The 14211-nt window shown below is 71.5% G+C and carries 15 protein-coding genes; 6 read left to right on the top strand and 9 right to left on the bottom strand.

Annotated features, from left to right (window positions below; all coding sequences use genetic code 11):
- Nucleotides 1-69: 69 nt before the first annotated feature.
- The 4 genes from msrA to ACWCPM_RS24715 all read right to left on the bottom strand — a co-directional run bounded on the left by msrA (nt 70) and on the right by ACWCPM_RS24715 (nt 5125).
- Nucleotides 70-738, bottom strand: coding sequence for a peptide-methionine (S)-S-oxide reductase MsrA (gene msrA, locus ACWCPM_RS24730; RefSeq protein ID WP_450978435.1), 669 nt, complete (start codon nt 736-738; stop codon nt 70-72).
- Between the two features lie 125 nt (nt 739-863).
- On the bottom strand, nt 864-1964 hold the full coding sequence (locus ACWCPM_RS24725; protein ID WP_450978434.1) for a hypothetical protein: 1101 nt from the start codon (nt 1962-1964) through the stop codon (nt 864-866).
- Nucleotides 1961-3628, bottom strand: a complete 1668-nt coding sequence (locus tag ACWCPM_RS24720; RefSeq protein ID WP_450978433.1) for a M48 family metallopeptidase — start codon at nt 3626-3628, stop codon at nt 1961-1963. Before ACWCPM_RS24720 ends, ACWCPM_RS24725 begins: the two co-directional genes overlap by 4 nt.
- Before the next feature lie 378 nt (nt 3629-4006).
- On the bottom strand, nt 4007-5125 hold the full coding sequence (locus ACWCPM_RS24715) for a hypothetical protein (RefSeq protein ID WP_450978432.1): 1119 nt from the start codon (nt 5123-5125) through the stop codon (nt 4007-4009).
- A gap of 198 nt (nt 5126-5323) precedes the next feature.
- On the opposite strand from ACWCPM_RS24715, the gene ACWCPM_RS24710 reads away from it, so the two are divergent.
- A complete protein-coding gene (locus ACWCPM_RS24710; protein WP_450978431.1) occupies nt 5324-6484 on the top strand; it encodes a cystathionine gamma-synthase in 1161 nt (386 codons plus the stop codon).
- Nucleotides 6485-6487: 3 nt separating this feature from the next.
- On the opposite strand, the gene ACWCPM_RS24705 is transcribed toward ACWCPM_RS24710, so the two are convergent.
- From ACWCPM_RS24705 to ACWCPM_RS24695, 3 genes are all read right to left on the bottom strand, one after another.
- The gene (locus tag ACWCPM_RS24705) at nt 6488-6739 is read right to left on the bottom strand and encodes a hypothetical protein (protein WP_450978430.1); all 252 of its coding nucleotides are present in this window, start codon (nt 6737-6739) and stop codon (nt 6488-6490) included.
- Between the two features lie 13 nt (nt 6740-6752).
- The gene (locus tag ACWCPM_RS24700; RefSeq protein WP_450978429.1) at nt 6753-7256 is read right to left on the bottom strand and encodes a sigma factor-like helix-turn-helix DNA-binding protein; all 504 of its coding nucleotides are present in this window, start codon (nt 7254-7256) and stop codon (nt 6753-6755) included.
- A 235-nt stretch (nt 7257-7491) separates the two neighbouring features.
- Nucleotides 7492-7998 carry a MarR family winged helix-turn-helix transcriptional regulator gene (locus ACWCPM_RS24695; protein ID WP_450978464.1) on the bottom strand — a complete coding sequence of 169 codons (507 nt, stop codon included), beginning with the start codon at nt 7996-7998 and terminating at the stop codon, nt 7492-7494.
- Nucleotides 7999-8159: 161 nt separating this feature from the next.
- On the opposite strand from ACWCPM_RS24695, the gene ilvA reads away from it, so the two are divergent.
- From ilvA to ACWCPM_RS24680, 3 genes are all read left to right on the top strand, one after another.
- Nucleotides 8160-9389, top strand: a complete 1230-nt coding sequence (gene ilvA / locus ACWCPM_RS24690; RefSeq protein WP_450978428.1) for a threonine ammonia-lyase — start codon at nt 8160-8162, stop codon at nt 9387-9389.
- A gap of 209 nt (nt 9390-9598) precedes the next feature.
- Nucleotides 9599-10621 carry an ATP-binding cassette domain-containing protein gene (locus ACWCPM_RS24685; RefSeq protein WP_450978427.1) on the top strand — a complete coding sequence of 341 codons (1023 nt, stop codon included), beginning with the start codon at nt 9599-9601 and terminating at the stop codon, nt 10619-10621.
- A complete protein-coding gene (locus tag ACWCPM_RS24680) occupies nt 10618-11466 on the top strand; it encodes an ABC transporter permease (RefSeq protein ID WP_450978426.1) in 849 nt (282 codons plus the stop codon). Before ACWCPM_RS24685 ends, ACWCPM_RS24680 begins: the two co-directional genes overlap by 4 nt.
- Before the next feature lie 144 nt (nt 11467-11610).
- On the opposite strand, the gene greA is transcribed toward ACWCPM_RS24680, so the two are convergent.
- Both greA and ACWCPM_RS24670 read right to left on the bottom strand, forming a co-directional pair.
- Entirely contained in the window at nt 11611-12111 is a 501-nt protein-coding gene (gene greA / locus ACWCPM_RS24675) for a transcription elongation factor GreA (RefSeq protein ID WP_450978425.1), read from the bottom strand.
- A 168-nt stretch (nt 12112-12279) separates the two neighbouring features.
- On the bottom strand, nt 12280-12678 hold the full coding sequence (locus tag ACWCPM_RS24670; protein WP_450978424.1) for a DUF4307 domain-containing protein: 399 nt from the start codon (nt 12676-12678) through the stop codon (nt 12280-12282).
- A 170-nt stretch (nt 12679-12848) separates the two neighbouring features.
- On the opposite strand from ACWCPM_RS24670, the gene mca reads away from it, so the two are divergent.
- Both mca and ACWCPM_RS24660 read left to right on the top strand, forming a co-directional pair.
- Entirely contained in the window at nt 12849-13709 is an 861-nt protein-coding gene (gene mca, locus ACWCPM_RS24665; protein WP_450978463.1) for a mycothiol conjugate amidase Mca, read from the top strand.
- Entirely contained in the window at nt 13702-13962 is a 261-nt protein-coding gene (locus ACWCPM_RS24660) for a hypothetical protein (RefSeq protein ID WP_450978423.1), read from the top strand. The genes mca and ACWCPM_RS24660 overlap by 8 nt, the downstream gene beginning before the upstream one ends.
- Nucleotides 13963-14211: the final 249 nt, after the last annotated feature.

The raw sequence follows: 14211 nt of genomic DNA, 5'->3' as shown, positions 1-14211 counted from the left end.
CCTGGCAGGCCGGTGGGCCTGCCAGGCCGGGTCAGCCGCTCGTGCGCCGGGGCGGAGAGCAGGAGCCGCCTACTTCCCAGGCGCTTCGGCGACGCCGATCGGGCAGGACACGCCCGTCCCGCCGATGCCGCAGTAGCCCGCCGGGTTCTTGTCCAGGTACTGCTGGTGGTAGCCCTCGGCGGGGTGGAAGCGGCGGGGCTGTGCCGGGAGGATCTCCGTGGTGATGCGGCCGTGGCCGGAGCCGGTCAGGACCTTCTGGTACGCCTCCCGGGACGCCTCCGCCGTCGCGGCCTGCTCCGGGGTGTGGGTGTAGATCGCCGAGCGGTACTGGGTGCCGACGTCGTTGCCTTGGCGGAAGCCCTGCGTCGGGTCGTGGGCCTCCCAGAAGGTCTTCAGGAGGCGGTCGTACGAGATGACCTCGGGGTCGTAGACCACGCGCACGGCCTCCGTGTGGCCGGTGAGGCCCGAGCAGACCTCCTCGTACGTGGGGTTCTCGGTGTGGCCGCCCTGGTAGCCGACGAGGGTCGTCCAGACTCCCGCGGGAAGCTGCCAGAACTTGCGCTCGGCGCCCCAGAAGCAGCCGAGACCGAAGTCGGCGGTCTCCAGCCCCTCGGGGTAGGGGCCGAGCAGCGGGCTGCCGAGGACGGTGTGGTGCTCGGGGACGGTGAAGGCGGGCTCCGCGCGGCCCTGCAACGCCTGCTCGGGGGTCGGCAGGCTGGGCGTACGGCGGAACAGCATGGGGGGCTCCTTCTGCCGGGGTGACATGGGCACGCCCCGTCGTCTTGGTGTGGCGGGGCGGTGCTTTGTTGAACGCGCGAACACCGCCCCGCATTCCGGCCCGGGAGTCCGGCCGTAACCGTCCGTCAGGCCGCGGTCACTGCCAGCGCCGAGGTGTTCCGGATACGGCAGTAGTGCGCCGCCATCACCGGGCCGTCGCCCCGGTAGCGCCACGGCAGTGCGTTCACGTACCCCTCCACCAGCCGGAACTGCTCGATCGCCATCTCGTCGCGGTCCTGCAGCGAGAGGTAGTACGCCAGCAGGTGGCGCAGCTCCGGCAGCCGCAGGTGCGCCTGGTCGGCCGCGGCGGCGTCGGCGAGGCCCGCGTCCACCCGGGCGATCATCTCGGGCGTCCGGTCGACCTCGCTGTCGTTCGACTCGTCGTGCTCGAAGTGGGCGATCAGCGGCAGTACCGTCAGCAGGCCGCCCAGCGGTGCCTTCGCCGCCGCACGCTCGGCGAACTCGGTGGCCAGCTGCTCGGAGCCGCGCCACTTCTTGCACCAGTACTGGAGCGCCGAGAAGTGCGCCTCGTAGTGGTGCGGGGCGCGCCGGGTGATCTCCGCCCACAGCCTGTCCATCTCGGAGTGCGGGTAGCCGAGGCCGAGCGCGACCCAGATCTCCGCGATGTGGGGCGTCGGGTCGTCGGGGCCGAGGTCGGCCGCGCGGGCGATGTCCTCGCGGGCCCGCTGCAGGGTGCGGTGGAAGCCCTCGAACTGCTCCTGCGTCGTGTACTGCGCCCGCTTCGCGCCCCGTATGTTCCACGCCAGGATCACCGTGCTGCGGGCCCGCACGAGGGCCGCGTCAGCGTCGTCCCGGCGGTCGGCCTCCCAGGCGAGCAGCCACTCGTCGTCGTCCGCCGCGATCTCGGCCAGCAGATACGAGGCGGCGGACCGGCGCTCCCAGTCCCGGCCGATGCCGTCCATCAGCTCGGCCGCGGACTTCCAGTCCCCGCGCCGCACGGCGGCCAGCGCCGCGTCCCAGCCGGTGGGCAGAGGGCCGGCGAGTTCGGTGTTCAGCCGGTCGGCGGGCAGCAGACCGAGCTTCTCGGCCGCCTCGGTCCCGGCCTCGTCGGCGTCGCTGTCGGAGGGGCCGGAGAAGAACTCCTTCAGGAACACCGTGCCCAGCCATCCGACGATGATCAGTGTGGGTACGGCCAGGATGCCCAGGATCCACAGCACTACGGTCATCGGGAGGAGTCCGTTTCTCGGTTCACGGGGTCGTCGGGGGACAGGGGCAGCAGGGCCCGCAGCGGGCCGGTGTCCGGGTGGTCGGCGAGCACGGCGTCCACCGCGGCGTCGAGGACGGCGCCCGTGGTGGTGTCCGTCTCCTGCGGTGGCCTGCCTGGTGCGGGCAGCAGACGGGCGGTCGCCGGCTCCTCCCAGGAGAACTCCCAGCGCACCCGGGCGCGGGCGCTGAACTCGGCGAGCGCCATGTCGCGCAGCGACTGGGCCAGGGTGGGCCGCACGAACTCGCGGAACGCCCGCCCCTTCGCCTTGGCCGCCTCGTCGGACAGCGGCAGGCGTCGGGCGAGCTGCCACAGCCGGCCGTCGTCGACGAGGTCGAGGAGCGCGGACAGGGTGGGGCGGTCCTTGGTGTAGAGGACCAGGGCCCGGTGCAGCGGGGTGTTGAGGCCGGCGAGCTGTCCGGTCATGGAACCGTCGAGCAGTTCCTGCCAGTCGGCCGTGCGGCGGAAGCGTCGTACGTCCTGCGTCAGGACCGCGTCCTCCAGTGCGGTCAGGGTTCGCTCCGCGTCGGTCAGCAGGCCGAGCGCCGCGCCCCGGCCCTCGTCCGTGCGGTCGTCGGAGGGCAGCGCTTCGACGCGGTGGACCCGGTCGGCGATCGGCGGGTGCGAGTCGTACGGGGAGACCGGCTCGGTCGGCGGGGCGGTGCGCAGGCCGGCGAGTTCGAGCTGGCGGGCGGTGAGCAGCCGGCCGAAGCCGCCGAACACCTCGCCACGTGGCGGCAGCAGCTCCGCCTCCGCGCCCAGGGTGGCGTAGCCGCGCATGTAGAAGCCGAACGCGGTGTCGAGCACGGGGATCTCGCGCAGCGCGGAGGCTGTGGCGTCGCGGCCGGCGATCCGGGCGGCGGTGGCGTCCGCGGCGTATTCCTGACGGCGGGCGCCGGCCAGGGTGGCGCGGAAGTAGAGGTGGGCGTAGGCGAGGTAGATCCGCGCCATGGTGCGGTACGTGATGCCCGCGCGTCCGGCGTCGACCTTCGTCGTCCGCCTGCCCCGGGCCGCCGCTTTGGCGTTCTTCTTCTCCTGACGGGCCCTCTCGCGGTCCGCGGTCTTCCCGGCGCGCTCCTCGAGGTGCCCGATCGTGCGCAGGATCTGGGCGCGGCCGCGCACGGTGAGGGCGGCGAGACGGGTGTCGGAGTGGGAGTAGTGCCCCAGTTCATGGGCGAGGACTGCCCTGAGCTGCGCCTCGGTCAGGCCCTGCAGGAGGGGGACGCCGAGGTGGAGGCGGCGAGGTCCGGGCACCAGGCCGAGCAGCCGGGCGTCCTCGGCGACGGCCGCGTTGACGTCGGCGGTGAGCACGATGCGGGTGGGGGCGCGGGTGCCGACCTGGTCGGCCAGTTCCCTCACGGTGCGCCAGAGTCCGGGTTCGTCGGCCTCCGTGACGTGCAGGCCGTGGGTCTCCTCGTCCTTCGGCGTGCGCAGCATGAGCAGGCCCCGCACCAGCGGGATCGCCAGGAGCACGGAGACGAGGTACAGCTTCGCCGCGAGGGCGGACGGCGCGTGCAGGTGGAGCAGGTAGTCGGCGCCGGCGAGGACCGCCAGCAGCAGGATGCCGAGCAGGTAGAACCCGGCGAGAAGCAGAAGAGCGCGCAGCGCGCGCAGAGTCGCGCCCATCGGGCAGGGTCCCCCCACGGGATGACGGTGAGTGTGGTGCTCCGGTCACTGGGATGACGCGGGGATCGCGGCGGTCCCGAGGCGGGCTTCCGGTCCGTCGTGATCAGTGATGTGGGGGGAAGCGGAGTATCGCCCACCGGCGGGCTGACGTGCAAGGCGAGTACTGACAGGGTGGGTTGGCACCCTGCCCCTGGCTGTCGCGGGGGCGGGGCGCGCCGCCGGGCTGTGAGCGCACGGCGAGCGTCTGCGCCGGTGGGTTTACTGCGGCCCGGTGGCCCGGTGGCCCGGTGGCCCGGTGGCCCGGTGGCCCGGTGGCCCGGTGGCCCGGTGGCCCCGCGCTCAGCGAGCCCCCGCGCCCCCGCGCCGCGCGCCCCGCGCTCAGCGCAGCAGCGTCGCCGGGCTGCCGCCGTTCGCCTCGTAGCCCGCCACCGCCAGCGCCCGGTACACCGCGAACTCCGCGGCCGGGTCGGACGACAGCGTCCACGGCAGGGCCCCCACGTGGCCGTCGATGTGTATCAGCTGGCTCATGGCCTCCGCCCACCTCTCGGAGCGGACCAGGAAGAAGACCAGCAGATGACGCACGTGCGCCAGCATCGGATCGTCGGCGCGGGCCGAGTGGACCGTGTGGAGGGCGCCGTGGATCGCCTTGGTCACGACCTCGCTCTCGTAGAACCCGGCCACCAGGTTGACCTCGGGGAGGTGCTCGAACACCGAGAACAGCGGCATCGCCGCCAGCAGCGAACCCTGCGGGGCGCGGGCCGCCGCCGCCTCCGCGAACTGGGTCGCCAGCTCCCGAGAGCCGTGCCACTTCTCGCACCAGTAGTGCAGCGCGGCCAGGTGCGCGCCCATGTGGTTCGGCGCGCGGTCCAGGATCTTCAGCCAGAGCTGCTCGAACTCCGCGCGCGGGTAGCCGAGGCCCCGGGCCACCGACAGCTCGACGATGTACGGAATCGGGTCAGCGGGGGCGAGCAGCGCCGCGTCGCCGCATGCCGTCTTCGCCTCCTCCATGATGATCCGGAAGTCGTCCGTGCCGGGCGTCGCCGTCCGCCACGCCTGCTGGACCAGGAACTCGGCGTGCACCGCCGCGCCGCCCGCGTCCTTGGGCGCCTCCGCCCGCCACACCCGCAGCCACTGGCCGCCCGGCGTGTCGCTGACGCCGCCCGGCCGCTGCTGGAGCTCCAGCGACGCGGCACCGGCGAACGCCTGCACACGCTGCCAGCGCCGCTCGCCGGACGTCTCCGTACCCGCGAGGAGCTGCGCGGCGGCCCGGTGGTCCTGTGTGCGCTGCACCACGTCCAACACGTCCAGCAGGTCCTGGTCGGGGCCGGGCATACGGATGTCCAGCTCCTCCTGGAGGACGAACCCGTAGTTCGCGGGGTCCGCCGCGTCCGGGTGGCCCGGCTTGACCAGCTCTATCCCCCTGCGCCTGCGCATCATGACGGGACCCAGCACGAAGCCGATCATGAGCAGGGCGAACAGGACCCAGAGAATTTCCATGTCTCAAGCGAACCAGACGCCGCCGACAATTGGCGAACCCCTCCGCCGGCCTGTGGAAAACTCCGGGCGAGCGGTGCCCCCAGGCGTCCGGGAGGGGGCGGAGAACGGTGGCCGAGCACCCCCGGACGACTCGCACGGCACGGAAACGCACCGCCGTGCCCTGCGGCACCTCCTCCGGAACGCTTACGCTCGGTTCCCATGAGCGACAGGCACATCAGTCAGCACTTCGAGACGCTCGCCATCCACGCGGGCAACACGGCCGACCCCGTCACCGGCGCGGTCGTCCCGCCGATCTACCAGGTGTCCACCTACAAACAGGACGGGGTAGGCGGCCTGCGCGGCGGCTACGAGTACAGCCGCAGCGCCAACCCGACCAGGACCGCCCTGGAGGAGAACCTCGCCGCCCTGGAGGGCGGCCGCCGCGGACTCGCGTTCGCGTCCGGACTGGCGGCCGAGGACTGCTTGTTGCGTACGCTGCTGAGCCCGGGGGACCACGTGGTCATCCCCAATGACGCGTACGGCGGCACGTTCCGGCTGTTCGCGAAGGTCGTCGCCCGCTGGGGCGTGGAGTGGTCGGTGGCCGACACCAGCGACCCCGCCTCGGTGCGGGCCGCCCTCACCCCGAAGACCAAGGTCATCTGGGTGGAGACCCCCTCCAACCCGCTGCTCGGCATCACCGACATCGCGGCCGTCGCCCAGATCGCCCGGGACGCGGGCGCCCGCCTCGTCGTCGACAACACCTTCGCGACGCCGTACCTCCAGCAGCCCCTCTCGCTCGGCGCGGACGTCGTGGTGCACTCGCTGACCAAGTACATGGGCGGCCACTCGGACGTCGTGGGCGGCGCGCTGGTGGTCGGTGACGCGGCACTCGGCGAGGAGCTGGCGTTCCACCAGAACGCGATGGGCGCCGTCGCCGGGCCCTTCGACTCCTGGCTGGTGCTGCGCGGCGCCAAGACCCTGTCGGTGCGCATGGACCGGCACAGCGAGAACGCCGTCAAGGTCGCCGACATGCTCACCCGGCACCCGCGCGTGACGCGCGTGCTCTACCCGGGGCTGCCCGACCACCCCGGGCACGAGATCGCGGCCAAGCAGATGCGGTCGTTCGGCGGCATGATCTCCTTCCTGGTGGAGGGCGGTGAGGAGGCGGCCGTCGAGGTCTGCAACCGTGCCAAGGTCTTCACCCTGGGTGAGTCGCTGGGCGGCGTCGAGTCCCTGATCGAGCACCCCGGCCGGATGACGCACGCCTCCGTCGTCGGCTCGGCCCTGGAGGTCCCCGGCGACCTGGTGCGCCTGTCCGTGGGCATCGAGAACGTCGAGGACCTGCTGGAGGACCTCCAGCAGGCGCTCGGCCGGTCCTGACGGCTACCAGCCGGTGAGCGGTGGAGTCGTCCGCGAGGGCGGCGGCTCCACCCAGGGACGCTCGGTCAGCGCCCAGACGGTGAAGGCCACGGTCACCGCGAACAGCAGCAGCCAGGCCAGACGCAGCGCCACGGTCCGGCGCCGCAGCAGGCGCTCGCCGAGACGTACGGCGTCGGCGCCCAGGTCCGGCGGCACCCGGGGCGGCGTACGCTCCATTATCCGCCGCGCGGCGGCCTCCCGATCGGCCCGGCTCATGGCGACGACCCGGTCATGACGCCGCCATCTCGGCGCCGGTCACCGCGGGAGCGGGCGGCCGGGGCGGGTGCAGCAGGGTCGCCGTCGCCCGGTCGCACAGGGCGCGGACCCGTTCCGTGGGCATCCCGAGCAGGGCCGCCGTCTGTTCCTCGGCGACCCCTTCGTACAGCCTGAGGACCAGCACCAGGCGTTCCTGCGGCGTGAGTTCGGCCAGTGTGCTGCCGGGGTGCGGGCGTGCCCGGCCGAGGGCGCCGTACTGATGCCAGGCGCGGTGCGCGAAGCGGACGGCCAGACACGCGCGCGTGAGGTCGTACGGGTCGTCGCCGCGCAGCCGGTCCCAGGAGGCGTACGTCCGGGCCAGGGCCGGCGTGAGCAGACGTCGCGCGCGCGGGTTGGCGTCCGGGGTCTCGGCGGTGAGCAGTGTGGCGGTGTGCAGCAGCCGCCCCGCCGCGCCCGCGACGAACGCCTCGAACTCCCGTGCCCGGCGGGCATTTCGGGACGCTTGCCGGTCTCGCACCGCGCCTCCCCCCTGAGGCCGCCCTGAGGAGGCCGATCCCACCGGCGCGGCCGGCGCACGCGGCGTACCGGTCACGCACCCGCGTACGACCGCGGGATCCGGTCTCATATGAGGGCAGGCGCGCCCGTTGGGTCAAGAGCCGCGCACGGGGGGATGCCGATCGTGCGGACGGCGGGCGGGGCCGTGGCTCCCGGGCGGCGCGGCTCCCCGGAGGTCTCCCCGTCGGGCACGGTCCTCAGGAAGCCGAGGGCGCTTCCGTCCCGGACACGCCCGGGACCGCCATGCGGGCCGAGAGGGCGCAGTTGAAGCGGGTGAGAAGGGTGCAGAACGCCTCGCGCTCCTCCGGCCCCCATTCCTGGGTCAGCTCGGCAATCAGCTGACGTCGCGACGAGCGCACCTCCTCCAGCCGCGCGGACCCGCGCGGGGAGAGCTGGAGCACCACCGCCCGCCCGTCCTCCGGGTGCGAGGTCCGCTTGACCAGGCCGGTGTCGACGAGCGGGGCCACCTGCCGGGTGACGGTCGACGAGTCGATGCCCATGCTCGCGGCGAGCGCCTTGACGCCCATCGGCCCCTCCTTGTCCAGCCGGTTGAGCAGCAGGTACGCGGCGCGGTCCATGGAGTTGCGGACCTGCCCGACCCCACCGAGCCGGGTCTGTTCGGCACGTCGGGCGAACACGGCCACCTCGTGCTGCAGCGTGTCGAGAAGGCCGGTCTCACCGACGGTCGTCATGTCCATCGACATTTCAGGTGTTGTGGGCATGGCCGGGGGCTCACTTCATGCTGGGCGCTGGGTTGGGGGACAGGGTACGCGGCCGGGAGGCGGGTCGTACGGGCGCTGCGCAAACCCGTTCCGCACGTTGGTCACAACGCGTCTCGCGGTGTGTGAACTGCGAGACTTGAGTCATGAACTACCGCAAGGCCCCCTCCTTGCCCCCGGTCACCTTGGACGACGTAAGCGGTGCGCAGAAGATGCTGAGCGGCGTCTCACGTGTCACCGCGATGGAGGGCAGCAGGTATCTGACCCAGCTGGTGGACGCCCCTGTCCTTCTCAAGTGTGAGAACCTCCAGCGGACGGGCTCGTTCAAGCTGCGCGGCGCCTACGTGCGGATCGCCGGTCTGCTGCCCGAGGAGCGCGCCGCCGGCGTGGTCGCCGCGAGCGCCGGCAACCACGCGCAGGGCGTCGCCCTGGCGTCCTCGCTGCTCGGGGTCCGTTCCACGGTGTTCATGCCGAGGGGTGCCCCGCTGCCCAAGATCAGCGCGACGCGGGAGTACGGCGCGGAGGTGCGTCTGCACGGACAGGTGGTCGACGAGACCCTGGCCGCCGCACAGGAGTACGCCGCCGAGACCGGCGCGGTGTTCATCCACCCCTTCGACCATCCCGACGTCATCGCGGGTCAGGGGACCGTCGGCCTGGAGATCCTCGAGCAGTGCCCCGAGGTGCGCACGATCGTCGTCGGCATCGGCGGCGGCGGCCTCGCGGCCGGTGTCGCGGTCGCGGTCAAGGCCCTGCGGCCCGAGGTGCGGATCGTCGGTGTGCAGGCCGCGGGCTCGGCGGCGTACCCGCCGTCGCTGGCGGCGGGACGTCCGGTGTCGATCGAGAACCCGTCGACGATGGCCGACGGCATCAGGGTCGGCAGGCCCGGCGACGTGCCGTTCACGCTCGTCGGAAATCTGGTGGACGAGGTCCGGACGGTCAGCGAGGATGAGCTGTCCACCGCGCTGCTGCTCTGCCTCGAGCGGGCGAAGCTGGTCGTGGAGCCCGCCGGAGCGAGTCCGGTGGCGGCGCTGCTGAGCGATCCGGGAGCCTTCGAGGGCCCGGTCGTGGCGGTGCTCTCGGGCGGCAACGTGGATCCGGTCCTGATGCAGCGCGTGCTGCGGCACGGGATGGCGGCGCAAGGCCGCTACCTGGCGGTGCGGCTGCGGCTGACGGACCGGCCGGGTGCCCTCGCGACGCTTCTCGGGGCGTTGTCAGTGGCGGACGCTAACGTCCTCGATGTGAGTCATGTACGGACCGATCCTCGGCTCGGGCTCACGGAGGCGGAGGTCGAGCTGCACCTGGAGACGAAGGGCCCGGCGCACTGCGTCGAGGTCGGGGAGGCCCTGCGCGAGGCGGGCTACACCGTCATCGACTGAGCCGCCGCCGGGCGGCGGGCTGATCGCGAAGGCCGAGGTCGGGCCGGAGGCGGCTCAAGATCGCCAACTCTTCGTCACTCATCCGGGAAACCGTTGTTGAGAGACGCGATACATCGCGTTATGGTGTGTCTCGTGGCCCCGCCCATCAGCCGGGACGAATCCCGCAGCCCCAGTGCTCTCGGAGCACCCCAACCGACGTGGAGACTCATATGCCAGGCGCCATCTACGCCGAAGGTCTGGTCAAGACCTTCGGCGACGTAAGGGCACTGGACGGCGTCGACCTCGATGTCCCCGAGGGCACCGTCCTCGGCCTGCTCGGGCCGAACGGCGCCGGCAAGACGACGACGGTCCGCTGTCTGACGACCCTGCTGCGCCCCGACAGCGGCCGTGCCGTCGTCGCGGGAATCGACGTGCTCGCGCACCCCGACGACGTGCGGCGCTCCATCGGCCTGTCCGGCCAGTTCGCGGCCGTGGACGAATACCTGACCGGCCGGGAGAACCTCCAGATGGTCGGCCGGCTGTACCAGATGAGCGCCAAGGCCGCGAAGGCCCGCGCGGGCGAGCTGCTCGACCAGTTCAACCTCGCGGACGCCGCCGACCGGCCCGCCAAGACCTACTCCGGAGGCATGCGCCGCCGGCTCGACCTGGCCGCGGCGCTGGTGGTCTCACCGCCCGTGATGTTCATGGACGAGCCCACGACCGGCCTCGACCCGCGCAACCGCCAGCAGCTGTGGGAGGTCATCAAGCAGCTCGTCTCCGGCGGTACGACGCTCCTGCTGACCACCCAGTACCTGGAAGAGGCCGACCACCTCGCGCACGACATCGCGGTGGTGGACCAGGGCCGTGTGATCGCCCGCGGCACCTCCGACGAGCTCAAGGCCCGCACCGGCGGCGAGCGCGTCGAGGTCGTGGTGCACGAGCGCGAGCACATCGCCACCGCGGCCGAGGTGCTGGCCGGCTTCGGCAAGGGCGAGACCACCGTCGAGGAGCACACCCGCAAGCTGACCGTGCCCGTCACCGGTGGCGCCAAGCTGCTCGCCGAGGTGATCCGCGAACTGGACGTCCGCGGCATAGAGATCGACGACATCGGCCTGCGCCGTCCGACCCTCGACGACGTGTTCCTGTCCCTGACGGGACACGCGGCCGAGGTCGAGGACGAGGAGAAGGGCGAGTCCGACGAGACGGCCGCCGACGCCAAGGGCCGCAAGCGCAAGAAGGAGTCCGTCAAGTGAGTGCCGTCACCGACGCCACCCAGCAGCGGGCCGCGCGCCCGCACCCGCTCGGCCAGTCCGTCAGGGACTCCCTGATCGTGGCTCAGCGGAACCTGATCCGGATGTCCCGGATCCCCGAGATGATCATCTTCGGGCTGTTCCAGCCGATCATGTTCGTGGTGCTGTTCAGCTATGTGTTCGGCGGCTCCATGAGCATCGGCGGCAGCACGGATCCCGGTGTCTACCGCGAGTTCCTGATGGCGGGCATCTTCGCGCAGACCGTCACCTTCGCCACGGCCGGCGCGGGTGCCGGCATCGCCGACGACATGCACAAGGGACTGGTCGACCGGTTCCGCTCGCTGCCCATGGCGCGCGGCGCCGTGCTGACCGGGCGCACCCTCGCCGACCTGGTGCAGACCGCGCTCACTCTGCTGGTGCTCGCGATCGTCGCCCTGCTGGTGGGCTGGCGCACCCACACCTCCCTCGGCGAGGTGCTCGGCGCGTTCGGGCTGCTGCTCCTGATGGGATACGCGTTCACCTGGATCGGCGCCCTGATCGGCCTCTCCGTGCGCACTCCCGAGGCGGCCACCTCCGGCGGCCTGGTCTGGCTCTTCCCGGTCACCTTCGTGTCGAACGCGTTCGCGGACACCAACCAGATGACGCCCTGGCTGCGGCACATCGCCGAATGGAACCCGTTCAGTGCCACGGTCCAGGCCAGCCGCGAACTCTTCGGCAATCCCGGACTCTCCACGTCGGACGCCTGGCCCATGCAGCACCCGGTCCTGGCCTCGCTGATCTACTCGGCCCTGATCGTCGTCATCTTCCGGACCCTCGCGGTGCGCAAGTACCGCTCGGCGACGGCGTGAGGCATCGGAGCCCCCGCCCGGACGGCCGCTTGTCGCGGCCGGCCCGAGCATGACGAAGCCCCCGGCGTCACGCGGACGCCGGGGGCTTCGGCAACGGTCGGACCGGGACCGGCGCGGCAGTCGTGGGCCGCCGCGCCCGCCGGGTCACTCGCTGTACGGCTCGGCCTTCAGGATCTTCACGGAGGCCTTCTTGCCGTTCGGCAGTTCGTACTCCGCGTCCTCGCCGACCTTGTGTCCGATCACGCCGGCCCCCAGCGGGGACTGCGGCGAGTAGGTCTCGATGTCGGCGCTCGCGTATTCGCGCGAGGCGAGCAGGAACGTCAGCGTGTCGTCTTCGTCACCGTCGAAGGCGATCGTCACGACCATGCCGGGCGCCACGGCGCCGTCCGTCGAGGTCGGTGCCTCGCCGACCTGGGCGCTGTCGAGGAGCTGGGTCAGCTGGCGCACACGAAGCTCCTGCTTGCCCTGCTCCTCCTTGGCCGCGTGATACCCGCCGTTCTCGCGCAGGTCGCCCTCCTCGCGCGCGGCCGCGATCTTGGCTGCGATCTCCGTGCGCGCAGGACCAGTAAGGTGCGCAAGCTCGCTCTTGAGCTTGTTGTACGCCTCCTGGGTCAGCCAGGTGACGTTCTCGCTGGTCTGGGTCACAGGTGCTCCTCGTCGGTACTGGGGATACAAAGCATCGCCCTACCCAGAAGAATGTTCATCCATGAGTGGGCGAAACCACGAGCCTAACAATTCAGGGGCGCAAGAGGTAGGACATTAGTGCTTAAAATCGCGTCAACGCAGGTCAGAGCCCGCGGATGAAGAGTGACGTCAGTCGGCGTGGCAGCCGAGGAGCTCCGCGGTGGTTCCCGGAGCGGTCGTGCGCAGCGTGACGACCTCGGTGACGCGCTCGGCGTCCCCGTCGAAGCGGAAGTCGGCCCGGCCGACCACGGTGCCGTCGGGTGACTGTGAACGGACCGTGCAGTAGCCCGAGGCGCCCGCGTCCTTCTCCACCGCGAGCTTGATCTTCACCGCGTCCTCCGAGAGATCGAAGGTGATCACTTCGGCGCTGATCTTGTTCTGTCCGATGTAGTGGTAGCCGAAATAACCGATCACCGCGAGGAGCAGCGCGCCAAGGGCCGTACCGACGACCTTGAGGGTGCGGTCGGCGCGCTCGTCCGAGGAACGGCCGTAACGGCCCTCGGGCAGTCGCGTGCTCGCCGTGCTCATGATCGTCCTCTCGGCCGGGGCGGGATCGTGTGTCCCGAAGGGGCTTCCGGGCAGTACCCCCCGGAATTAATCGCCCCCCGATTCGGTCACTATAGAAGCCGCCGTTCGCACCCGGTCACCCCGGGCGCCGACCAAACGAGGATTGAGTCTTGACTGACCAGCTGCGACTGATGGCCGTCCACGCGCACCCCGACGACGAGTCGAGCAAGGGCGCGGCCACCATGGCGAAGTACGTGTCCGAGGGGGTGGACGTGCTGGTCGTGACCTGCACGGGCGGGGAGCGCGGCTCCATCCTCAACCCCAAGCTCCAGGGCGACAAGTACATCGAGGAGAACATCCACGAGGTACGCAGGAAGGAGATGGACGAGGCGCGCGAGATCCTCGGCGTCGAGCAGGAGTGGCTCGGCTTCGTCGACTCGGGACTGCCCGAGGGAGACCCGCTGCCGCCGCTCCCGGAGGGCTGCTTCGCCCTGGAGGACGTCGACAAGGCGGCCGGTGAGCTGGTGAAGAAGATCCGGTCGTTCCGTCCGCAGGTGATCACCACCTACGACGAGAACGGCGGCTACCCGCACCCCGACCACATCATGACCCACAAGATCTCGATGGTCGCCTTCGAGGGTGCCTCGGACACCGAGAAGTACCCGGAGTCCGAGTACGGCCCGGCCTACCAGCCTCTGAAGGTGTACTACAACCAGGGCTTCAACCGGCCGCGTACGGAGGCGCTGCACAAGGCGCTGGTCGACCGCGGCATGGAGTCCCCCTATGCCGAGTGGCTCAAGCGCTGGGACGACTCCGGCCACAAGGACCGCACGCTCACCACGCACGTGCCGTGTGCCGACTTCTTCGAGATCCGCGACAAGGCGCTGATCGCGCACGCCACCCAGATCGACCCCGACGGGGGCTGGTTCCGGGTGCCGCTGGAACTCCAGAGGGAGGTCTGGCCGACGGAGGAGTACGAGCTCGCGAAGTCGCTCGTCGACACCTCCCTCCCCGAGGACGACCTCTTCGCGGGCGTCCGGGACAATGCCTGACATGAGCGCAAGCCTGAGCCTGGCAATGACCCACCTCGTCCCCCTCGCCAAGGAGGTCGACGAGGACAAGGTGACCCCCGGCGCCCTCGGCTTCATCGTGTTCGCGGTGATGGCCCTGGCCGTCTGGGGCCTCATGAAGTCGATGAGCCGGCACATGGGCCGGGTCGACTTCAAGGAGGCCCCGGACCCGGCGGAGGCCGCCGGCAAGGAGAAGGCGGAGACCGGTACGCCGGGCAAGCCCTCCCGGGCCTGAGCGGCCGCGGGGCCGGGAGCGAGGCGAGGACCAGTTCCGCGGGCGCGGGTGCCCGCGGACCGGTACCCCGGCGGTGGCGTCGGCAGTTCGTCGTCCCGTTCCGGTCTGTCGTTCCGTTCGGTTCCGGTCTGTCCGCGTTCCGGAGCTGCCGGAAGGCGTCTCTCCGGGCCCCGCCGTGCCGACGTGGCGCGTAGCCGCTGTGCCGCCTAGCCGCCGTGCCGACGCGCCGCGCAGCCGCTGTGCCGCGTT

The organism is Streptomyces sp. NPDC002309 (genome assembly GCF_053593375.1).
Note: the sequence above shows the minus strand (reverse complement) of the source record. Positions and strands in the feature narration are given on the sequence as shown.